The 21,498-nt window shown below is 69.3% G+C and carries 22 protein-coding genes and 1 tRNA gene; 9 read left to right on the forward strand and 14 right to left on the reverse strand.

The window, feature by feature from the left end; genetic code table 11:
• Nucleotides 1-218 precede the first annotated feature (218 nt).
• The 6 genes from ABFX18_RS03575 to ABFX18_RS03600 all read right to left on the reverse strand — a co-directional run bounded on the left by ABFX18_RS03575 (nt 219) and on the right by ABFX18_RS03600 (nt 5,747).
• Nucleotides 219-623 (reverse strand): hypothetical protein, encoded by a 405-nt coding sequence (locus tag ABFX18_RS03575; RefSeq protein WP_346057416.1) that lies wholly within the window; start codon nt 621-623, stop codon nt 219-221.
• Between the two features lie 140 nt (nt 624-763).
• On the reverse strand, nt 764-1,657 hold the full coding sequence (locus ABFX18_RS03580; protein ID WP_346057417.1) for a PfkB family carbohydrate kinase: 894 nt from the start codon (nt 1,655-1,657) through the stop codon (nt 764-766).
• 47 nt (nt 1,658-1,704) lie between these two features.
• Entirely contained in the window at nt 1,705-2,163 is a 459-nt protein-coding gene (locus tag ABFX18_RS03585) for a 23S rRNA (pseudouridine(1915)-N(3))-methyltransferase RlmH (protein WP_200330460.1), read from the reverse strand.
• Nucleotides 2,160-3,383, reverse strand: a complete 1,224-nt coding sequence (locus ABFX18_RS03590; RefSeq protein WP_346057418.1) for a pyridoxal phosphate-dependent aminotransferase — start codon at nt 3,381-3,383, stop codon at nt 2,160-2,162. Before ABFX18_RS03590 ends, ABFX18_RS03585 begins: the two co-directional genes overlap by 4 nt.
• Nucleotides 3,384-3,546: 163 nt before the next feature.
• Nucleotides 3,547-4,893 (reverse strand): APC family permease, encoded by a 1,347-nt coding sequence (locus tag ABFX18_RS03595; RefSeq protein WP_346057419.1) that lies wholly within the window; start codon nt 4,891-4,893, stop codon nt 3,547-3,549.
• Nucleotides 4,890-5,747 (reverse strand): carbon-nitrogen hydrolase family protein, encoded by an 858-nt coding sequence (locus tag ABFX18_RS03600; protein WP_346057420.1) that lies wholly within the window; start codon nt 5,745-5,747, stop codon nt 4,890-4,892. The genes ABFX18_RS03595 and ABFX18_RS03600 overlap by 4 nt, the downstream gene beginning before the upstream one ends.
• An 88-nt stretch (nt 5,748-5,835) precedes the next feature.
• On the opposite strand from ABFX18_RS03600, the gene ABFX18_RS03605 reads away from it, so the two are divergent.
• A complete protein-coding gene (locus ABFX18_RS03605; RefSeq protein WP_200330470.1) occupies nt 5,836-6,450 on the forward strand; it encodes a TetR/AcrR family transcriptional regulator in 615 nt (204 codons plus the stop codon).
• A 174-nt stretch (nt 6,451-6,624) separates the two neighbouring features.
• Here the strand turns inward: ABFX18_RS03605 and ABFX18_RS03610 are convergent, their stop codons facing one another.
• Entirely contained in the window at nt 6,625-8,493 is a 1,869-nt protein-coding gene (locus ABFX18_RS03610; RefSeq protein ID WP_346057545.1) for an ABC transporter ATP-binding protein, read from the reverse strand.
• A gap of 318 nt (nt 8,494-8,811) precedes the next feature.
• On the opposite strand from ABFX18_RS03610, the gene mvk reads away from it, so the two are divergent.
• From mvk to ABFX18_RS03640, 6 genes are read left to right on the forward strand one after another with little or no spacing between them, the layout of a single operon-like run.
• Complete coding sequence (gene mvk, locus ABFX18_RS03615) at nt 8,812-9,876, forward strand: mevalonate kinase (protein WP_346057421.1); 1,065 nt, start codon at nt 8,812-8,814, stop codon at nt 9,874-9,876.
• Nucleotides 9,873-10,883, forward strand: a complete 1,011-nt coding sequence (gene mvaD, locus ABFX18_RS03620; RefSeq protein ID WP_346057422.1) for a diphosphomevalonate decarboxylase — start codon at nt 9,873-9,875, stop codon at nt 10,881-10,883. The genes mvk and mvaD overlap by 4 nt, the downstream gene beginning before the upstream one ends.
• On the forward strand, nt 10,880-11,974 hold the full coding sequence (locus tag ABFX18_RS03625) for a phosphomevalonate kinase (protein WP_346057423.1): 1,095 nt from the start codon (nt 10,880-10,882) through the stop codon (nt 11,972-11,974). Before mvaD ends, ABFX18_RS03625 begins: the two co-directional genes overlap by 4 nt.
• A complete protein-coding gene (fni, locus tag ABFX18_RS03630; protein ID WP_346057424.1) occupies nt 11,964-13,136 on the forward strand; it encodes a type 2 isopentenyl-diphosphate Delta-isomerase in 1,173 nt (390 codons plus the stop codon). The genes ABFX18_RS03625 and fni overlap by 11 nt, the downstream gene beginning before the upstream one ends.
• Nucleotides 13,137-13,176: 40 nt before the next feature.
• Nucleotides 13,177-14,244: a hydroxymethylglutaryl-CoA reductase gene (locus ABFX18_RS03635; RefSeq protein WP_090146187.1), complete on the forward strand. Its 1,068-nt coding sequence runs from the start codon at nt 13,177-13,179 to the stop codon at nt 14,242-14,244.
• A complete protein-coding gene (locus ABFX18_RS03640) occupies nt 14,241-15,386 on the forward strand; it encodes a hydroxymethylglutaryl-CoA synthase (protein WP_346057425.1) in 1,146 nt (381 codons plus the stop codon). Before ABFX18_RS03635 ends, ABFX18_RS03640 begins: the two co-directional genes overlap by 4 nt.
• 104 nt (nt 15,387-15,490) lie before the next feature.
• Here the strand turns inward: ABFX18_RS03640 and ABFX18_RS03645 are convergent, their stop codons facing one another.
• The 5 genes from ABFX18_RS03645 to ABFX18_RS03665 form a co-directional block, all read right to left on the reverse strand.
• Nucleotides 15,491-15,910, reverse strand: a complete 420-nt coding sequence (locus tag ABFX18_RS03645) for an organic hydroperoxide resistance protein (RefSeq protein WP_090146175.1) — start codon at nt 15,908-15,910, stop codon at nt 15,491-15,493.
• Nucleotides 15,911-15,999: 89 nt separating this feature from the next.
• Nucleotides 16,000-17,463, reverse strand: coding sequence for a sodium:solute symporter family protein (locus ABFX18_RS03650; protein ID WP_200330480.1), 1,464 nt, complete (start codon nt 17,461-17,463; stop codon nt 16,000-16,002).
• Nucleotides 17,460-17,729: a hypothetical protein gene (locus tag ABFX18_RS03655; RefSeq protein ID WP_346057426.1), complete on the reverse strand. Its 270-nt coding sequence runs from the start codon at nt 17,727-17,729 to the stop codon at nt 17,460-17,462. Before ABFX18_RS03655 ends, ABFX18_RS03650 begins: the two co-directional genes overlap by 4 nt.
• A gap of 35 nt (nt 17,730-17,764) precedes the next feature.
• Nucleotides 17,765-19,192 carry an amidase gene (locus ABFX18_RS03660; protein WP_346057427.1) on the reverse strand — a complete coding sequence of 476 codons (1,428 nt, stop codon included), beginning with the start codon at nt 19,190-19,192 and terminating at the stop codon, nt 17,765-17,767.
• Between the two features lie 101 nt (nt 19,193-19,293).
• Nucleotides 19,294-20,241, reverse strand: a complete 948-nt coding sequence (locus ABFX18_RS03665) for an Lrp/AsnC family transcriptional regulator (protein WP_346057428.1) — start codon at nt 20,239-20,241, stop codon at nt 19,294-19,296.
• A gap of 146 nt (nt 20,242-20,387) precedes the next feature.
• Between ABFX18_RS03665 and ABFX18_RS03670 the strand changes: the two genes are divergently transcribed.
• Together ABFX18_RS03670 and ABFX18_RS03675 are read left to right on the forward strand one after the other, a co-directional pair.
• Complete coding sequence (locus ABFX18_RS03670; protein WP_346057429.1) at nt 20,388-20,606, forward strand: hypothetical protein; 219 nt, start codon at nt 20,388-20,390, stop codon at nt 20,604-20,606.
• 86 nt (nt 20,607-20,692) lie between these two features.
• Nucleotides 20,693-20,766: transfer RNA gene (locus tag ABFX18_RS03675), tRNA-Met, on the forward strand.
• Nucleotides 20,767-20,874: 108 nt separating this feature from the next.
• Here ABFX18_RS03675 and ABFX18_RS03680 read toward each other — a convergent pair.
• On the reverse strand, nt 20,875-21,099 hold the full coding sequence (locus tag ABFX18_RS03680) for a dihydrofolate reductase family protein (RefSeq protein WP_346057546.1): 225 nt from the start codon (nt 21,097-21,099) through the stop codon (nt 20,875-20,877).
• Complete coding sequence (locus tag ABFX18_RS03685; RefSeq protein ID WP_346057430.1) at nt 21,030-21,449, reverse strand: dihydrofolate reductase family protein; 420 nt, start codon at nt 21,447-21,449, stop codon at nt 21,030-21,032. Before ABFX18_RS03685 ends, ABFX18_RS03680 begins: the two co-directional genes overlap by 70 nt.
• Nucleotides 21,450-21,498 lie beyond the last annotated feature (49 nt).

The raw sequence follows: 21,498 nt of genomic DNA on the forward strand, positions 1-21,498 counted from the left end.
TACATCTAGTGAACCACACCGGGGCCGACCACAACATGATGTAGTTACACCAATGTAGTTTTGCACCGACTTTTCCCGGATCCGGGAGCCGGATTGGGGAGAACTTTCGGCGCGTTTTCGCACTTCTCCCTCACTTATCCCCAACGTCGCCAGCCCCAAAAAATTCCACTTTCCACACACGTCTCGGCGTGTCGGGCGAGGCGTCGGATGAGCACCCCTCAACTCACCGAAACAGGCCACAGCAGCTCCCTTCCATCGGCCTGAAACCAGCGCAGCACGAGCAGCGCATCGGGAGCGACGGAGGCGACCTCGGCCCGTGAGCCGCGCAGCACTACGCGCAGCCGCTCACCGGGCAGCACGGTGTGCGGCAGCGACAGGCCCAGCAGCCCGTCGCCCGCGAGGGAGAAGCGGACCGCATCCAGAGCCATCGTGCTCGTGTTCTCCACTTCGATCACCCCGCTCGCCGACCGCTGAGCCACCCGCCAGGGAACGACGACCGCACTCTGCGAGGCCTCCTGCGCCGACACCGCAGCGCCGACCGCCGCGCGCGGGGGCACGGCCGCGAGGGCAGCGGCCGCGGCCGAACGCGGTTGCAGCCGGGCTGAGAGGCGGAAGGGGATCATGTGTCGATGATCGCGGAACCCACCGACATTCATGGGGAGCGCCAACAGTCATATGGAGCGCCTCTGCTCGCGCGGTGACGGCCCGTCACTGACATCAGCACGAAGGCGACTCACCCTGGGCCACCCCGTCTGACCCTGGCTCACTCCGGCAGATACTCCTCCAGTGCCAGAAGCGCCGGCTGCGAGCGCTCATCGGCGACCGCAGCGGCCCCGACCGCGCAAGCTGCGGCGAGCGCCGCGTCCTCCGGCACACCACTGATGAGCGCCGCTACGAGCGCGGCGCAGAACGCGTCACCCGCGCCCACGGTGCTGCGCACCGCCACTGCCCGCGACGAGGCGCGCGCCACGACGACGCCGTCGCGCAGCAGCTTCGCGCCATCGGCCCCGAGACTGACGGCCACGAGCGGGCCGGCGGCGCGAGCGTCGGCGCCCGCGGCCTCACGACCGGCACCGCCCGCCCGGTCCCCGTGCAGGGCCGGGATCGCCGCGAACTCGGTCTCATTCACGATCACGAGATCCGCGCGCTGCAGCACCTCTGCCGGCAGCTCAGCCGCAGGAGCCGCGTTGACCGCGAAGAAACCCGTGCAGGCGCGCGCCGCATCGACGACGACGGGCATCGGCACCTCGAGCTGCACGAGCACCGCCTCACCGGGGGCGAACGCGTCGGCCGGCACCGACACCGCCGCGTTCGCCCCGGGGCACACGCTGATCTGGTTCTCCCCGGCGGCGTCGATGCCGATCAGCGCCACGCCGGTCGGCTCGCTCGCCGTGCGCACCCCCGACGCCTCCACCCCGGCATCGACGAGCGCGGCGCGCACCAGCGCCCCATCCGGGTCGTCGCCCACCGCGCCGATCATCCGAGTCGTGATGCCGAGCGCTGCTGCGGCGATCGCCTGATTCGCGCCCTTGCCGCCCGGCAATCGCGAGAAGGATCCCCCGCCCACCGTCTCCCCGGGGCGCGGCAGCGTCGCCGTGCGAGCGATGAGATCCATGTTGATGCTGCCGACGGCGGCGAGGCGGGGCGAACGCGGCATTGCGGACCTTCCTGGAGAGCGGAGAACTGCGGGCGATCCGGATCGCATCACACGTGATGGTACGAGCGGTTCGCCGATATCTCCTGCGAACGATACAACTGCTCGACGAGCATGAGGCGCACGAGCTGGTGCGGGAAGACGAGCTGAGACAGGCTCCACACGAAGTCGGCGCGCGACCGCACCCGGTCATCCACGCCGTACGCGCCGCCGATGATCACCGTGACCGTTTTGCCCGAATCGAACGCCCCCTGCAGGGTGCGCGCGAGCGACGGAGAGTCGACGTTGCGGCCGCGTTCGTCGAGCAGCACGACGAACGCGTCGCGATCCAGCTTGCCGAGCAGCCGGTCGGACTCCTCGGCCCGGGCCGCATCGCCCTCCCGCGACGAATGCGGCAGCAGCTGCCACGCCGCGTCGAACGGCTTGCGCAGCCGCTTCTCGTACCGGCCGATGCCGTCGGACACCCAGCTCTCGTGCTTCTTGCCGACGGCGAGGATTCTGACGCTCACGCCCGCTGCGTCTCGAGATACTCGCCGATGCGCCCGATCGCCTCGGTGAGCACCGGAATCGCCGGCAGGGTCACGAAGCGCAGGTGATCCGGCGTGGGCAGATTGAACCCTCGGCCGTTCGTCACCAGCACATGGGTCGCCCGCAGCACGTCGATGACGAACCGCTGATCGTCGACGATCGGATACACCTCGGGGTCGAGCCGCGGGAAGAGATACATCGCCCCTCCGGGCAGCTCGCAGCTGACACCGGGAATCTCGGTGAGCAGTCGGTGCGCGGTGTCCCGCTGATCGCGGAGGCGCCCTCCCGGAGCGCAGAGCTCGGCGATGCCCGACCAGTTCGAGGCGGGCGAGAGCGCCACGGGGATCGCGTGCTGCGCGGGGACGTTCGCGCACATGCGCATGTTCGCGAGCAGCTGCAGGCCTTCGAGGAAGTCTCGGGCGCGATCGCGGTCGCCGGAGATCGCGAGCCAGCCCGCCCGGTAGCCCGCGACGCGCTGCGCCTTCGAGAGGCCGCTGAAGGTGAGGCAGAGCGTGTCGCGCACGTGCAGCGCGGCGTGCTCGTGCTCCACCCCGTCGTACAGGATGCGCTCGTAGATCTCGTCGGCCATCAGCACGATGCCGTGCCGCTCGGCGAGCGCTGCGAACCCGCGCACCAGCTCGGCCGAGTACACCGCGCCCGTCGGGTTGTTCGGGTTGATGAGCACGATGCCCTTCGTCGCGGGCGTGACGAGGCGCTCGATCGCTGCGAGATCGGGCATCCACCCGTTCGACTCGTCGCAGGGGTAGTGCACCGCGAGGCCGCCCGACAGGGTGACCTGCGCCGTCCACAACGGGTAGTCGGGCGACGGGACCAGGATCTCGTCGCCCTCATCGACGAGCGCCTGCACGACCAGCGAGATCATCTCGCTCACCCCGTTGCCGATGAACACGTCGTCGGGGGTGATGCCCGGGACGCCCTCCTCCGAGTAGTACCGCGCGACGGCCTCGCGCGCCGGTAGGATGCCCCGCGAATCGCTGTATCCCTGCGCCTCCGAGAGGGCCTCCTGCAGACGTTCGACGATCTCGGGCGGCGCCTCGAACCCGAACGGCGCCGGGTTGCCGATGTTGAGCTTCAGGATCCGATGCCCCTCCCGTTCGAGGCGCTCGGCCTCCTGGAGGATCGGTCCGCGCACGTCGTAGCGCACCCCTGCGAGCTTCCGTGACTGGGTGATGTTCCGCACGGTCACGATCCTACGGTGCCGGCCGCAGGGTGCGCCTGCGCCCGACCAAAACTGCGAGCGGGGTCACTTTCGGAGTGTGTCGCGGTCGAACTGGCCACAACACACTCCGAAAGTGACCCGGCTGCGGTAAAGGTGACTCACTTCACGGCCGCTGACGGGCCGCTCAGCGCTCCGAGAGCACCGGGACGGGGCGCCGGAAGCCGCGCGTCGCGACGGCGAGCATCACGACGCCGAGCAGCAGCCATGCGCCGCCGATCGCGTACGCCTCCGGGTGCAGCTTCGAGAACAGATACAGGTCGACCGCGAAGCCGGCGACCGGGATCACGCTCAGCAGCACGGTGACCGCGATCGGCCGGGCGGGCGCGGCATTCCGCCAGATCCAGACGAGGAGCGCGATATTCACGAGCGCGAATGCCAGGAAGGCCCCGAAGTTGATGTACGCCGTCGCCTTGCCGATGTCGAGGAGCATGCCCAGCATGCCGATCGCCCCGATGAGGAGGATGTTGATCCACGGTACGCGGAACGCGGAGCTGAGCCGCCCGAACACCGCGCGGGGAAGCACGCCGTCGCGTCCCATCACGAAGAGCAGGCGGCTCGATGTGGCCTGGATGGCGAGGCCCGATCCGAATCCTGCGATCACACTCACGAGATTGTTGACGTTCGTGAACGCGGCGCCGCCGGCGAAGATCGACAGGGTGTATCCCGCGGTATCGGCGTTCTCGAACACACCGCCGGGATGCACGAGCTGCATGAGGAACGACACCCCGACGAAGATGCACCCGCCGATGAGCACGGCCAGCACGATACCCCGAGGGATGTCTCGCCGCGGGTGCTTCGTCTCCTCGCTCAGGGTGCTGATCGCATCGAAGCCGAGGAACGAGTACGCGGCGACGGCGGCCGCCGAGCTGACTGCGACGATATTCGTCTGATCGTTCCACATCGCGGTCGACGGAGCCCCGCCGGCCTCTCGGCCGAGGAAGAGGAGCAGCACGATGACGAGGGCGGCGACGGACGCCATCGCGGTGATCGTGAGGACGATGTTCACGCGATCGGCGAGCGCGATGCCCAGCAGGTTGATCACCGTTGTCGCGCCCACGTTGACGAGCAACCACACCCAGAGCGGAATTCCCGGGAACTGCGCGTGCAGATAGGTCGACTGGATCAGCCAGGCCACCATCGGCAGGAACAGGTAGTCGAGCAGGATCACCCATCCCGCGAAGAACCCCACGACGCGGCCGAGCGTCTTGCCGACGTAGGTGTAGGCGGATCCGGCAGTGGGGTAGGCCCGCGCGAGCACCGCGTAGGCGATCGCGGTGAGGAGCATCGCCGCAGTGGCCACGAGGTACGCCGTGGGTGCGGCGCCCCGACTCGTCTCGGAGACGACGCCGAAGGTCGAGGTGACGATGCTCGGGGACATGTAGGCGAGCCCGAAGAACACGACGCCGAGCAGTCCGAGGCGCGGGAGAAGCTTCGCGGGTTGCGCCGTCTGCAGCGCGGTGTCGGCACTCATGCCTTCGTCTCCGCTCGGCGGGGCGTCCAATTCGTCGGCGTGATGCGCCCCCCGTACAGCGGGAGGTCGATCGGAGCATCGCTCGCCCGGAACTGCGACCAGGGCCGGGAGACTCCTGCGGTGCCGAATGCTCGCACCGCCTCCACCTGCCCGAAATCGATCACGGCGGTGAGGATCTCCTGCTCGGCGGTCGCGGAGCTCATGCGGGTCGCGCCGTCGGGATCCACCACGAGCGACCGGCCCCGCCCCGTCGGTGCGGCCGCGTTCACGGAGGCGATCCACACCTGGTTCATGATCGCGTTCCCGCGGACGATCGCGAGCTCTTGATCGCGGTCGCTCGTGTTGGTCTGGACCAGATTCAGGATGAGGTCAGCCCCGTCCCACGCCAGGTGGCGTGCGTGCTCCGGGAACCAGATGTCGTAGCAGATGGAGAGGCCGATGCGGCCGTAGCCCGGCATGTCGAAGACGGTGAACTCCCCACCGGGAGCGCAGGCCTCTGCCGGGCGCCACGGGAAGATCTTCCGGTACGTCGCGTGCACGTCGCCGTCGGCACCGAACACCACTGCCGCGTTGTGCACGCGGCCGTCTTCGGCGCGCTCGTAGAAGGAACCCGGAACGAGCCAGATCCCGAGTTCGGCGGCGAGGGCGGCGAGCCGAACGAACCGCTCATCGCTGAGTGGCCGGGCGAGGCGCTCGACGTCGGGTGAACCGACCGGGGTGTCGAGGTGCAATTCGGGGTAGACCCAGAGTGTCATCTCGGGGTGGGCGGCGGTGCTCCTTCTGAGATGCTCCTCGAAATCGGACAGTGTGATGGCGTGGTGCTGCACCAGCGCAACACCGAGTGATCGGCTCATAGCCTTCCTTCCATTAATTACTGAAACTTTAAATAACTAATGCGCACGTGTCAACGCTCTCGACCTGCGCGTCTGGAAGAATGAACCCATGGCCCGCCCTCGCAATCAAGAAGCACGCAAGCGGGAGCTCGTATCGGTCACATCCCGTCTCCTCATCGAACGGGGCCAGGCAGGCGCTCGCCTCGTCGATATCGCCGAGGCGGCATCGCTCACCCCCGCTGCCGTCAGCTACTACTACCCGGATCTCGCCGACCTCTACGCCGACACCTACGAGACGGCGACCGAGCAGTACCTCACGCGGCGCCGCCAGCAGGTCTCCGAGATCGCACCAGCGGTGGAGCGCCTCGTCGAGTGCATCGCGTTGGGCGTTCCGCACGCGGGCACGAGCTCACGCGCGGCCACCGTGCTGCTGATGGAGCTCTCCGCGCTCGCCATCAGGCGGGAGCGGATCGTCGCCTCCGGGCTGGAGTTCGAGGCCGAGCAGCTGCGACTCTTCGGCGAGATCCTCGACCAGGGCGTCGCGGAGGGGACGATGCGATTGCCCTACGGAGCCCTGGAGACGGCCCGGGCGATTCTCGCGGTCGAAGACGGGATCGCGATCCCCGTCGTGGCCGGCCGCCTTCCGTCGGATGAGGCCCTGCGGGTCACCCTGTCGGTGGCGACCTCGCTGACGGGGGCGGATCTGCTCGCCGCCCGCGGCTAGTCACGGCCGTCCGCCGCGCCACCCATTACTGCGCCGCGCCGCCTCACCGCCCCACTGAGCCGGGTCATTTTGGGAGGGTGTTGCGTCCGCAACGCGCGCCGACACCCTCCCAAAGTGACCCGGCTCCGGCAACAGACAGACAGCCAGGGGGGGGCGCAACCGCCGAGCGCGGCGCTACTGCTGCTGGTCGTAGAGCTCGGCGTAGGCGCCGCCGATGGCGAGCAGCTGCTGATGCGTGCCGTGCTCCAGGATGCGCCCGCCGCCGACGACGTAGATGCGGTCGGCGTCGACGATCGTCGAGAGGCGGTGCGCGATCGCGATGGTCGTTCGGCCGCTTCGCGCATCCTCGAGGGCGTGCTGCACGATGCGCTCGTTCACGGTGTCGAGCGCGCTCGTCGCTTCGTCGAGCACCAGCACGCGCGGGTTCTTGAGCAGCACGCGGGCGATCGCGATGCGCTGCTTCTCGCCGCCCGAGAGTCGGTAGCCGCGCTCGCCCACGATGGTGTCGTATCCGTCTGCGAAGCTCTCGATCGTGTCGTGGATGTTCGCGAGCCGGGCGGCGGCCTGCACCTCGTGCAGTGACGCGTCGGGCTTCGCGTACTGCAGGTTGGCCAGCACCGAGGCGTGGAAGAGGTAGGGCTCCTGCGTCACCACGCCGATGCGATCCATCAGCCCCTCCTGGCGCAGTTCGCGCACATCGTCGTCGCCGTAGCGCACGCTGCCCGCTGTCGCGTCGTACAGGCGGGGCACGAGCGACCCGATCGTCGTCTTGCCCGATCCGGATGCGCCGACGAAGGCCACGAACTCCCCCGGTTCCACGTGAAACGACACGGAGTCGAGCGTGGGCCGATCGTCGGGCCCCGCGTCGGGGTAGCGGAAGGAGACGGAGTCGAACTCGATGCGGCCCGCGCGGCCGGGCTCATCCGACGGCTCGCGGGCATCGGCGGCGTCGACGATGGCCGGCTTCAGGTCGAGGTACTCGAAGATGCGGGCGAACAGCGCCTGCGAGGTCTGCAGGTCGAGCGTGATGCGCATGAGCGCGATGAGCGGGAAGAGCAGCCGCGACTGCACCGTGGTGAACGCGACGATGGTACCGGCGGTGATGCCCGGGTCGAACCCCTCCCCCTGGCCGCGTGCGATCAGCCACCCCGAGACCAGGTACACGATCGCCGGCACCGCGGAGAGAAAGACCTGCACGAGCGCGAAGAACAGCTGCCCGCTCATCGTCTGCCGCACCTGCAGGTCGATCTGGTTGCGGTTCTCGGCGGCGTACCGCTCGGTCTCGGCGCTCTGCCGCGAGTAGGTCTTCGCGAGCAGCACCCCGGAGATCGAGAGCGCCTCCTGCGTGATCGCGCTCATCTCCGACAGCGATTCCTGCGTGTGACCCGCGATCTTGGCGCGGATCTGGCCGACGCGGCGCTGCGCGATCACGAGGATCGGCATGACGACGACTGCGATCAGCGTCAGCTGCCAGCTCAGCAGCAGCATGGCCACCGCTGCGGCGACGACCGTGACGGTGTTGCCGATGATGTTCGACACGGTGTTCGTGAGCACGTTGGCGACGCCGCCCACGTCGTTCTGCAGGCGCGACTGGATCACACCGGTCTTCGTGCGGGTGAAGAAGCCGAGCTCCATCGATTGCAGGTGGGAGAAGAGTTTCACCCTGAGGTCGCCCATCACCCGGTTGCCGACGCGCGCCGTGAAGAGCGTCTGCACGATCCCGAGCCCGGAGGAGACGATGAAGACGGCGATCATCGCCCCGACGAGCCAGGCGAGCACTGCGAGATGCGGGCCGCCCCCGTCGAGCGGGAAGAGGCCGTCGTCGAACACTCGCTGCGTGAGCAGGGGCGGGAGGATGGCGAGCGCCGCAGACACCAGCACCAGCGCGATGATGACGACGAGCTGCATGCGGTACGGCCGGAACAGCGCGGCGATGCGCCGCCCGAGCCCCTCGACGGCGGGAGCGTCGCGGTTCAGCTTGCGCTGCAGCTCGGCGTCTCCCGCCGAGATGCGGGATCCCCTCCCGACCGGCCCGCCACCCATGCTCATGCTTCGGAGAATAGCGCGCCGCGATGCACTCCGGAGGCCGTGTTCGCCGGAGGCTGGTGCGCGACACTCACCGAATCGGCGCGCTGCGCAACCCCGCCGCGTCCGCCGACAGCGGATTTTCGGCGCGAACTCGGGCCTCATCTGGTGTTCCCGTATGTCAGCGCATGCTCGGGCGAGTACCCCCGGGTCGCATCTTCAGGCGGTTGCGAATACCCTAATAGATCTGACGTGCAGGGGGACGGAGGTGTCCGGCCCTCTTCACGCGTGCCCGAGCGCGGATTTCGCCCCGGGAGTCGACCGAAACGGATCCGAATGTCCCAGACCCCCCGCGTGGAACCGCACGCTGCTCAGGCATCCCCGGTTCCGGCAGCGGGCGAGCGCCGCGGGGTCGGCGCCGCGCATGCGAAGGCGATTCTCTTCGGCGAGCACGCCGTCGTCTACGGCGCCCCGGCCATCGCCATCCCCGTCGACAGCCTGACGGCGGAGGCGACGATCGACGTGGGCGGCGCTGCGGGGCTCCGGATCGCCAGCTCCCTCTACACGGGACCGGTCGCGGGTGCGCCCGCGCGACTCACCCCGGTCGTCACGGTGATCCGCGCCGCCCTCGAGCGGGCCGGACTCCCGGAACTCGCGCGGTGCGAAGCGAACAGCAGCACCGCCGCGAACAGCAGCGCACCCGGCACGGTCGCGGAGGGGCCCGGCGCGACCGTGACCATCGCGAGCTCCATTCCGCACGAGCGAGGCCTCGGCTCGAGCGCCGCGGTCGCGGCCGCCATCGCGCGCGCCGCGTTCGACCTCGCGGGCGCCGAGCTCGACAGCGAGACGCTCTTCGACCTCATTCAGACGGCGGAGCGCGTCGCCCACGGCACGCCGAGCGGCATCGACGCCCGCACCGTGGCGGCGACCGGAGCCATCCGGTTCAACCGCGGCTCGGTGGCTCCGATCCGGATCGGCGAGCCGCTGATCCTCGCGTTCGCAGACACCGGCCACCCCGGCTCCACCGCTCAGGCGGTGGCATCCGTGCAGGCGCTGCGCGCACGCGAGCCGGCGTCGACCGACGCGCTGCTCTCGCGACTCGCCGAGATCGCGGAGCACTCGATCGACGATCTCGCTACGGGTGATCGCGGTGCGGTCGGCGCCGCGATGAGCGAAGCCCACGCGATCCTGCATCGCGTCGGCGTCAGCTCGGATCGCCTCGACGCGATCGTCGCCGCCGCGTGCGACGCCGGCGCGACCGGGGCGAAACTCACCGGAGGCGGGCTCGGCGGCTGCATCATCGCGGTCGCCGACTCCGAAGCACACGCCGAGCAGATCGGCGTCGCCATGCGCGGCGCCGGCGCCGAACGCACCTGGACCGTGGAGGTTCCCGCCGTATGACGACCGCAACCGCCCGCGCGTATCCGAACATCGCCCTCGTGAAGTACTGGGGCAAGCAGGACGAGGATCTGATTCTGCCCGTCGCCGGCAGCCTGTCGCTGACGCTCGACGCCTTCCCCACGACGACGACCGTCGCGCTCGACGCAGCGACCGGCACCGATACCGACATCGACACGTTCAGCCTGAATGGCGCGGTCGCGAGCGCCGACGCGACAGGGCGGGTCACCCGGTTCCTCGACCGGGTGCGCGAGCTCGCCGGATCCGAGACCCGTGCGACCGTCACGTCCACGAACGAGGCGCCGACGGGGGCGGGGCTCGCGTCTTCGGCCTCGGGGTTCGCCGCCCTCGCGACCGCCGCAGCCGCCGCGTACGGCCTCGATCTCGATCGCCGCGACCTCAGCCGCCTCGCACGCCGCGGATCCGGGTCCGCATCGCGCAGCCTCGTCGACGGCCTCGCCGTCTGGCACGCCGGCGACGACGCGCATTCGTACGCCGAAGCCGTTGCAGGACCGGATATGCGGATGGTGATCGTCACGGTCGATACCGCTCAGAAGGCCGTCTCGAGCCGAGCGGCGATGCGGCGGACCGCGCTCACGTCCCCGTTCTTCCCCGCGTGGATCTCATCGACCGAGGAGTCGCTCGCGGCGATGCTCGAGGCCTGCGCCGCCGACGATTTCACCCGGGTGGGACGCATCACCGAGTCGCACGCTCTGCGCATGCACGCGGTGATCCAGTCGTGCGACCCGCCGATCCGCTACCTCGCTCCCACGAGCGTCGCCGTCTTCGACGCGGTCGCGGCACTGCGCGAGCAGGGTCTCGAGGCGTACTCGACTGCGGACGCCGGCCCGAACGTCGCCGTCATCGTGCGGCCGGAGCAGGCGGAGGACCTGCGCGACGCCCTTGCGGGCTTCGGGTCGGTGCGGCTCGTCGGCGCGGGCGACGGCGCGCGCCTGATCGATGCGGGAGCGACTGCGGCGGCGGAAGCCAGACCCGGAGCCGGCGCATGATCGAGCAGCGTGCGCCCGGCAAGCTCTACATCGCAGGCGAGTACGCCGTCGTCGACCCGGGGCAGCCCGCCGTGATCGTCGCGGTCGACCGCTACATCACGGTGCAGCTCACCGAGGGATCGCAGGTGGGCCGCGTGCGTTCGAGCGCCTACGGCCGCTCCCCGCTCGTATGGGTGCGCGACGACGCGAACGACCGCATCGTGCTCGAGCACCAGCCCTACGACTACGTCTTCGCAGCGATCACCGCCGTCGAACAGCTGCGCTCGGAGCTCAGCCTCCCGCCCCGCTATTACGATCTCGACATCAGCAGCGAGCTCGACGATGTCAGCGGCCGCAAGTTCGGGCTCGGCTCCTCGGCCGCGGTGACCGTCGCCGTCGTCGCCGCGCTCGACGAGTTCTACAGTCTGGGCCTCAGCCGGGTCGACCGCTTCAAGCTCGCCCTGCTGGCGACCATCGAGGTCGCGCCAACGGCTTCGGGCGGCGACCTCGCGGCGAGCACCTTCGGCGGCTGGATCAGCTACGCCTCCCCCGACCGGGGCGCACTGCGCACGTACCGCGCCGCGCACGGCGTCTCCGCCGCGCTGGCGGCATCGCAGCAGTGGTCCGGGAGCGGCGTGACGCGGCTCGACCACCCCGACGCGGTGCAGCTGCTCGTGGGCTGGACCGGATCTCCGGCCTCGACCGAACGGCTCGTCGAGCAGGTGCGCACCTCGGACAGCCGCACACCGGTCCAACCGTACGCGACGTTCATCGAAGACAGCAGCGCTCTCGTCGACGCCCTCGTCGACGCATTCGGACGGGGCGGGGCGGGAGCCCCCGAGGTCATCGGACGGGCTCGCCGAGTGCTGCAGCGGTTGAGCGCGTCATCGGGCATCACCATCGAGACACCGCAGCTGCAAGCGCTCTGCGACATCGCCGAGCGCCACGGGGCTGCGGGCAAGCCGTCGGGAGCCGGCGGAGGCGACTGCGGTATCGTGCTTGCGGACGCGGATCTCGCGACCGACCCCATCTTGCGCGAGTGGGAGGCCAACGACATCCGTCGCCTCAGCCTCGCTCCGCACCCCGCGTCAGGAGGCGTCGATGCATTCTGATCTCGATTCGGACCAGGTGTCCGCAGCTCTTCCGCCCGCTCTCGAGACCGACGGCTCCCGCGCGGCCCGCAAAGACGAGCACGTCGACCTCGCGCTCGGACAGCAGGGCGACGGCGCCGCGCACAACGAATTCGACGACCTCGACTTCGTGCATCAGGCGCTCGACGGCGTCGACGCCGAGCGCGTCGATCTCGGTGTGGGCATCGCCTTCGGCGCCGGCCCTCAGCACGCCGCCGGCGAATGGCACTGGGAGACGCCGTTCTACGTCAACGGGATGACGGGCGGAACCGATCGCACCACGCGCATCAACCGCGAGCTCGCGATCGCAGCGCGTGAGACAGGTCTGCCGATGGCCAGCGGCTCCGTATCGGTCGCGCTCGACGATCCAAACGCTGCACGGGGCTTCGCCGTGATCCGCGCCGAGAACCCCGACGGCTTCGTCATGGCGAATCTCGGCGTCGGCCGGCCCGCCTCCGACGCTCCGCGTGCCGTCGAGCTGCTCGGCGCGAACGCGCTGCAGATCCACGTCAACGCGGTGCAGGAGACGGCGATGCCGGAGGGCTCGCGCGACTTCTCGTCGTGGATCTCGTCGGTCGAGCAGCTCGCAGCCGCCTCGCCGGTGCCCGTCGTCGTGAAAGAGGTCGGCTTCGGCCTCAGCCGCAGCGCGCTGCGGCACCTCTCCGATATCGGCGTCGGCATCGCCGATGTCGGCGGCCGGGGCGGCACCGACTTCCTGCGGATCGAGAACGCGCGTCGTTCGGCCGGCGAGTACGCGATGCTCGCCGGCTTCGGTCAGTCGGCGCTCGCGAGCCTGCTCGACGCCCCGCGGAACGCGCCGACGCTGCTCGCATCGGGAGGCGTTCGCACGCCGTTCGACGTGGTGAAGGCGCTCGCCGCCGGCGCCCAGGCCGTCGGCGTCGCCGGCGCCTTCCTCGCCGCCATCGGCAGCGACGGCGCGTCCGGCGGCGCCGAGCGCCTCATCGCGCTCGTCGACGACTGGAAGCTGCGCACCCGGGCCGTGTACGCGCTGCTCGGCGCGGTCACACGCGACGATCTGCTCGCCACCGATGTCATCCTGCGCGGCAGGCTCAGGGAATTCTGCGCCGACCGCGGCGTTAACCTCAGTGCGCTCGCGCTCCGCTCGGAGGCGCGACGCCCGTGAACTTCACCCAGCACCCACGCACTCACTCACGAAGGAAGCCATGAGCGTTCCCGAACAGGCCCACCGCGAGACCGTCACGGAGATCCCGACCAGCTGGGTCGGCCCGATCAGGATCACGGGATCCTCGGTCTCCGGCGAGATCTCGGTGCCCCTCGCCACCTACGAGACACCGCTCTGGCCGTCCGTCGGACGCGGTGCTCGCGTCTCCCGCGCCGTCGAAGGCGGCATCCGCACCGTCGTCACCGGTGAGCGGATGACCCGGTCCGTGCTCTTCACGGCGCGTGGCGCTGTCGGTGCGCAGATCGCCGCGCAGACCATCGAGGCCCGCCTCGGCGAGTTGCAGGAGGTCGTCACCGCTGGCAGCCGTCACGCGAAGCTGCTCGAGGCGCACCCCGAGATCGTCGGCAACCTGCTGTTCGTCCGCTTCGCGTTCACCACGGGTGACGCGTCGGGTCACAACATGGTGACGAACGCGGCCGATGCGCTCATGGAGCGGATCCTGTCGTGGGGGCTCGAGATCGAATACGGCTCCATCTCTGGCAACTACTGCTCCGACAAGAAGGCGACGGCGGTGAACGGGATTCTGGGCCGCGGGCGCAGCGTGGTCGCCGAGATCCTGATCCCGCACGAGCTCGTCGCGAGCGGACTGCGCACCGACGCCCAGCGCGTCACCGACATGGTCGTGCGCAAGAACCTGGTGGGCAGCACCATCGCCGGCGCGATCCGCTCGGCGAACGCCCACTACGCCAACATGCTGCTCGGCTTCTACCTGGCGACGGGGCAGGACGCGGCGAACATCGTCGAGGGATCGCAGGGGATCACCTACGCGGAGAACCGGGAAGAGGGGCTGTACTTCTCGTGCACCGTGCCCCACCTCATCGTGGGAACGGTCGGCAACGGCAAGCACCTGCCCCACATCGAGGAGGCGCTGACCCGCATCGGCTGCCGGGAGGATCGGGAGCCGGGCGAGAACGCCCGCCGTCTCGCCGAGCTCATGGCCGCCACCGTGCTCTGCGGCGAGCTCTCGCTCATCGCAGCGCAGACGAACCCGGGCGAACTCATGGCTGCGCACCTGCGCATCGAGCGGAAGGAGACGCCGAACGCATGACCTCCATCGGCATTCACGACATCGAACTGGCGACCACGCACCACCTGCTCGACCTGGGCACGCTTGCCGAGACGACCGGCGTCGACCCTGCCAAGTACCGGCTCGGCCTCGGGCAAGACGAGTTCAGCGTTCCCGCGGCTGACGAGGACATCGTCACCATGGGCGCCACCGCCGCGCTCGCGCTGCTCGACCGGAACGGACTCGACGGGGTGCGCACCCTGCTGTTCGCGACCGAGTCCGGTCTCGACCATTCGAAGGCTGCCGGCGTCTTCGTGCACAAGCTGCTCGGACTGCCGCCCCAGGTGCGCGTCGCCGAGATCAAGCAGGCCTGCTACGGCGGCACCGCCGCGATCCAGGCCGCCGTCGGTATCGTGCAGCGCAACCCGAACGAGCGCGTGCTCGTGATCGCGAGCGACATCGCGCGCTACGCGCTGGACTCCCCCGGTGAGCCCACGCAGGGCGCGGGCGCCGCAGCGATCCTCATCGGCGTCGATCCGGCCCTCGTCGAGATCGAGCCCGCCTCAGGGCTCTTCTCCGCCGACGTCGACGACTTCTGGCGGCCGAACGACTCGTCGACGGCGATCGTCGACGGCGCTCTGTCGATCTCGGCGTACCTCGACGCCATGACGGGCGCCTGGGACGATCTCGCCGCGCACGGCGGTCCCGCCTTCACCGAGATCGACCGCCTCGTCTACCACCAGCCGTACACGAAGATGGCGCGCAAGGCGCAGGCTCGCCTGGGCGAGCACACGGGCGTTGACCTCGGCGATGACGGCCTCGTGCCGGGCGCGATCTACAACCGTCGCCTCGGCAACGCGTACACCGCCTCACTGTACGCCGGCGTCGCCTCGGTGCTGGACCACGAGCGAGACCTCGTCGGCAAGCGCCTCGGCATGTTCAGCTACGGCTCCGGCAGCGTGAGCGAATTCTTGACGGGTGTGGTGCAGCCGGCGGCCGCATCGCGCAGCGACCACTTCACCTCAGTGCTCGACGCGCGAGTTCCGCTCAGCGTGCCCGAATACCGCGAGCTGCACGCGCGCGAGCTGCCGAGCAACGTCGACGTCGAGACGCCGCGCGTCACCGAGGCTCCGTTCCGCTTCGCCGGTCTGCGCGGCAGCGCCCGCCGCTACGAGCGCCGCTAGGCGCCCCCTCGCCGAGCCCCTGCCTGCGCGCAGAACCCCTGCCGAGATCACGTATTCTCGGCAGGGGTTCGGCGTCTCGGCGGGTGTTCGGCGCCCGCCGAGGCTCAGTCGTCGGAGGCGGTGACCTTCACTTCGATGTTGCCGCGCGTCGCCTTCGAGTACGGGCACACCTGGTGCGCGGCGTCGGCGAGTTCTTGAGCCTGCGCGTGCTCGAGATGCGGGAGCACGACCTCGAGCTCGACTGAGAGCTCGAAGCCCCCGTCGACGTTGCTCAGGTGCACGCGGGAACCGACACTGGAATCCGCGATGTCGACCTTCTTCTCGCGCGCAACCGCCTGCAGGGCGCCGTGGAAGCATGCGGCGTAGCCTGCGGCGAACAGCACCTCGGGGTTCGGGGCGCCGCCGGGGCCGCCCATCTCCTTCGGAGCGCGCAGATCGGTGTCGACGAGCCCGTCGACGGTCTTGACGTGGCCATTGCGCCCGTCTCCGGTCGCGAGTGCCTCAGCGGTGTACATGATGCTCATCGGTTCCCCTTTCACGTGCCGGGCTCTCGTACCGGCCTCGCTCGCAGGCTACGCCCTGGGGCTGGCACTGCGCCGATACTCGCCAGAAGTCAGCTCAGAGCGGACACGGATCTCCCCCCGATCACGCTCTCGGGCTCCGGTACCGCGACCTGCTCCACGTCGCGTCCGCCCCGTGCCCGGCGAATGGCCTCGGCCACGATGAGGACGACGAGATTGGGGACGAGGGCGATGAGGCCGGAATCCCAGCTGCCGATCGGGATCTCCGCGAACGTGATGACCGCCACGGTGAGCGCGCCGGTGGCGATGCTGAGCCCCACCGGCCAGGCGCCGACCCGCACGCGGTCGGCCAGAGCGATCGCGATCGCCGGGGCGAACTGCGTGGTGCACCCGTAGGTGAGCAGCAGCAGGGCCCCGATGTCCGAGCGCACGAGACCGAAGGCGAGCGCGAGGCCGATCGCGACCACGATGACGAGGTAGTTCACCGTCATGTGGTGCTTCGCGCGCAGCTCGCCGATCACGTTGCGGGTGACGAGAGTGGAGATTCCCATGACGATCGCGGACGCCGGTACCATCGCCGCTGAGGCGCCGGCGATCGCGACGATTCCCACGAGCCAATCCGGGAGGATCTCGCCGGACATGGTGAGCAGCACCGTGTTGCCCGTCGTATCGCCCGGCAGTACGAGCACCGCTGCGAGGCCCACCGTGATGGGCAGGAAGAGCACGAGCTGGTAGATCGGCAGCCACTTCGCGTTGCTCCGCAGCACCTCACCGCTCTTCGCAGCGAGCACCGGCGGCCAGAGGTGCGGCAGCGTGTTGAAGCTCGACCCGATGACCGTGACCAGCGTCGCCGTGATGAAGAAGACGGGATCGTAGCCGTCGACGTGCATGGTGAGCAGCACGGGAGCCTCGCGCGCGATCTGGCCGAAGATCTCGGGAATCCCGCCGAATGAGATGATGAGCCCGGCAGCGATGACGACCATGGCGACGACCATCATGATGTCTTTCAGGATCGCCACGCGGGCGATGCCCTTCAGTCCCGACCATGCGACGAAGACGGCGACCAGAATGCTCGCCACGACCATGCTGAGCCCGCGGGCGCGCTCGCTCCCAGTGGCGAGTTCGACGATCAGGCCGAGACCGGTGATCTGCAGTTGCAGGTACGGGATGAGGGCCAGAGCACCGATCACCGACACGATGCGACCGAGCCAGCGGCTGCGGAAGCGGTCCTCGAAGAAGTCTCCCAGGGTCAGGTATCCGCGACGCTGCCCGAACTCGCGGATGCGGGGCGCCACGAAGTACAGGCCGAGCCACGAGATCGTCAGGTAGGCGACGGCGAACGTCGCGCTGACGCCCCCGCCGAACGCGATGCCGGCGAGCCCGAGGAAGCTGAACGTGGTCAGCGACTCTCCCGCTTGGAGGAACCACGAGGTCCATTTCGGATTGCTGCGCTCGCCGACGGTCCAGTTGCTCATACTCTTCTGGCGGCGTCGGCTCGCGACGCCCAGTGCGCCGATCAGCACAATGCCGACGACGATCATGATGGAGAGTGTCATCGCACGCCCTCGCTGCCCTCTGCGGCGATGCGAGCCGCGCGGATCTGCTCGATCTGCTGGGTGGCGAAGCGCTCGGCCTCCTGCAGATCGGCCTCACGTCCGCCGGCGCGCAGGTAGAGCATTTCGACGACCTGCAGAGCGGCGACTGAGAGCAGCACCATCAGCGCGCTCCACACCAGCACTGCGGGAAGGCCGAGCCAGAGCACGGGCTGCTGGGCGAAGGGCAAGAACGGAATCGCGAAGAATCCGAGGGCCGGAACGCTCACGATCGCGAGCCTTCCGAGAGTGAACAGTCGAGGTTTCATCGTGCTTCATTGCTCCAATGGTGAGAGGCGGTCGGAAGTTCTGGGGAGTGACGGGCGAAGCCCGTGAGGGCCTCGTAGGCTCTGGCGATCCCGAGCAGCCGGTGATCGCTGCCGAACGGCCCGACCATCTGCAGGCCGACGGGCAGCGACTCGCGTGTGAAACCGGCGGGTACGGAGAGCGCCGGCACGCCGAGCACGGTGATCGTCGTGGCCGCGCGCATCCAGTCGAGGTAGTGCGCTTGCACCTCACCGGCGATGGTGCGCGGGTAATCCCAGTCGACGGGAAACGGCGCGACCGTCACTGCCGGCGCGAGGAGCACGTCGAAGTTCTCGAAGAAGCGCGCGGCCCCGCGCATGAGTGCGGTCTGGCGCTCTTGCGCGCTCATGATGTCGCGTCCGGTCAGCGAGCGCCCCTGCGTGATATTCCAGGTGAGGCGCTCGTTGAAGTCTTCTGGGTCGGCGTCGAGCGCATCGCCCCACGTCATCTCGAATTCGGCTGCGCGCAGGGTGAGGAAGGCGTCTGCTGCGCCGCTGAGATCGGGGCAGGCCGTTTCGACGCTCGCCCCCGCTTCCGCCAGCAGCGCGACGGCGCGTTCGAGCACCTCGGCGACGTCAGCCGAGAGCGGCGCGTTGCCGCCGAGCGTCGGCGCCCAGGCCACCCGCAACCCGCGGAGGTCTCGGGGCTCGCCCGCGGCGCCCAGGGACGGCGCGGCGATCGGGGTGCGCGCATCTGGAGTTCCGATCACCGAGAGCAGCAGTGCGACGTCGTCGACGGTACGCCCCATCGGCCCGGCGGTGGTGAGCGGCGTGAGCAGATTGGTCGATTCGGCTTCGGGAACCACTCCCGGCGAGGGCCGCAGTCCGACGACATTGCAGAAGGAGGCGGGGTTGCGAAGCGAGCCGCCCATGTCGCTCCCGTCGGCGAGCGCGACCTGGCGAGCGGCGAGCGCCGCAGCCGCCCCGCCGCTGCTTCCCCCCGCCGAACGGTCGAGCGCGTACGGATTGCGCGTCGCACCGAAGACTCGGTTGACGGAGTGAGAACCGGCGGCGTACTCGGGCACGTTCGTCTTCCCGATGACAATGGCTCCGGCTTCCCGCATGCGCCGCACGTGCAGTGCGTCGCGCTGCGGCACGTGTTCGGCGTGGCGGATCGAGCCGTATGTCGTACGCATGCCTGCGGTGTCGTGGGTGTCTTTGATGCCGACCGGGAGCCCGAAGAGCGGAAGTCTCGGGTCGGGCCCCTCGGCGTCGAGCTGCGCTGCCCGTCGCAACGCCGAGGCGGCATCCACCGTGACCATCGCGTTCACTGCCGCGCCGCGCTCGATGCGCGCCAGATACGCGGTCACCGCCTCGACGGCGCTGATGTCACGGGCACCCAGTGCCGCTCGGAGTTCCGTGGCGGAGAGTTCGGCCGGATCGGCCATAGCGCATTCCCATCGTCATTGACTTACTACTACGGTCAGCAAGTTAACCACGACTTTGGATTTACGCCAACACCGACGCAAAAGTTTTCGTTTTGCGCTTCTCAGGCGGCGATGATGCGTCCACTTCGCTTGACCACTCGAGTGACGAGCGCCGGATGCAGGCGACCGACCCTCGTGGTCCACTCCTCGTGCAGCAGTCGACGCACGTGCGGCAGGTCGTCGGCCGCGAAGTGCGCGATGAGCGAATGCTCGCCGAGCAACTCCGCGACGTACCGACTCTCGGGCAGATCGGCGATCGCCTCGCCCACCGCCCGCACCTCGCCGGGGACGCAGTCGATGCGCACGCACGTTTCGATGCCGAACCCGAGCAGGTGCGGATCGATCAGCACGCGCGCAGCGACGGCTCCGCGCGCATCGAGGTCTGCGAGCCGTTTCCTCGCAGTCGGCTCGGTGACCCCCGCGAGCTCGGCCAATTCGGCGATTCCCGCTCGCCCATCCCGTTCGAGCGCTTGAACGATCGCACTGTCGGCGGCGTCGAGGCGCTCTGGCGGCGCCGTCGACTCCTCGACGCGGGCCCGCGATCCGAGCATCGACGTCTCGGCCGCCGTCAGCAACCCCGGCTGCCAGTCGGCGTTCGTCTTGAAATAGTGGAGCACCGGCGTAGCCGACACCTCGAGCACACCGGCGTACGCGGGAATGACCGAGAGCGTCATCGTGCCGAGATCGAACATCTGCTCGTGCACCTCGACCAGCACGCTCGACGGGTTCGCGAGAACGAAGACGTAGACGACTCCCGGGTGCTGTGCGAGCTCCTCCGCCAGTGATTCCAGACGAGACGGCTTGCAGGTGATCTCGATCACGCAGGTGGGGCCGAGATTGCGCAGCCCGACCACCGAGAGCATCCCCGACTCCAGCAGCACCCTGCCGCGGCGAGCGACCGTGCGCAGTGGCTCGTCGAGCGCACGGGCGACACTGCTCCAAGGCGCTCTGCCGTCGACCTGCAGTGCGCCGACGATGCGGCGATCCAGCTCGGAAAGCACGTCATCCACGTGTGGGCCTCCTCAGTGCGCGTGTTCTCTCGATCGTAGTCACCGCACGACGGTCACCGCTCCGGCGGACCGGTTCGGTCCAACACATCACCCGCGCGAGTGCAATCCCCTGGCCCCTCCGGCGACTTCGACGGAGGGTGGAGTGCATGACGAACGCAGACGAGATCAAGCAGCCCCTCGACCACCTCCCGCCGCAGGACGAGCGCGACGCCGCACACGAAGCGCCGACCGAAGCGGACAAGCCGAGCTACCCGACCTCCGGCGAGACCCCCTCCGGCGCGACGCAGGCATCGCCCGACACCGCGGCGGAACCGAGTGAGCCCAACCGTCACGGGATCGACAAGCTTCCGCCCTCCGGTCGGTGACACCGCCCCCGGCTCCTCGCGGCGACGCGCCGGATGCGCTCCCCGATTCGAACTTCCCCGGCTGCCGCGATACGGTTGTCACGTGCCGCGGGGTGGAGCAGTTCGGTAGCTCGCCGGGCTCATAACCCGGAGGTCGTGGGTTCAAATCCCGCCCCCGCAACGAAGACAATGCCCCTGGTCCGGAGTCCGCTCCGCACCAGGGGCATTGTGCTGTGTGCGAGCACTGATGCGGTCGATGCGGTCGACGCCGCACGTTTCAGCCGCTGGATCAGCGAACGACGTCGTAGATCACCTTCACGACCCCGTTCCCGTAGGCCTCCGACTCCCGGACCACGAGTTTCTGCTCGCCGGGCACACCGCTCGGGAAGACCCGCTTCCCCGTGCCGAGCAGCACCGGGAACACCAGCAGGTGATACCGGTCGATCAGTCCGGCGCGCGACAGCCGGCGGGCGAGCTCTCCGCTGCCGTGGATGAAGATCGCACCCCGTCGGATTCCTTGAGCGCCGCGACATCCGCCTCGGAGCGCAGCACGGTGCTCGGCCCCCACCCCGCTACGAGCCCTTCGGGGTCGAGGCTCGACGACACGACGTACTTCGGGAGATCCCGGTACGCGGCATGATCCTCGGAATCCCGCCAGATCGGGGCGAAGGCCTCGTAGCTGCGTCTCCCGAACATCAGCGCCGTCGTCTCCTCGAGCTCCTCGCCCTTCAGCGAGAACGCCGCCTCGTCGAACGGCGTGCGCATGACCCACCCGCCGCTCGGGTGCCCCTCGCTCGGGCCGCCGGGCGAGTCCATCACCCCGTCGAGCGTGATGAATCCGGTCCACAGGAGTTCTCGCGCCATCATCCGTCCCCTGCTCGTACCGCACTGTCGCGCCCGGAGCCCGTGATGC

Origin of the sequence: Leucobacter alluvii, assembly GCF_039530485.1 — a bacterium.
In the GTDB taxonomy this organism is placed as follows: domain Bacteria; phylum Actinomycetota; class Actinomycetes; order Actinomycetales; family Microbacteriaceae; genus Leucobacter; species Leucobacter alluvii.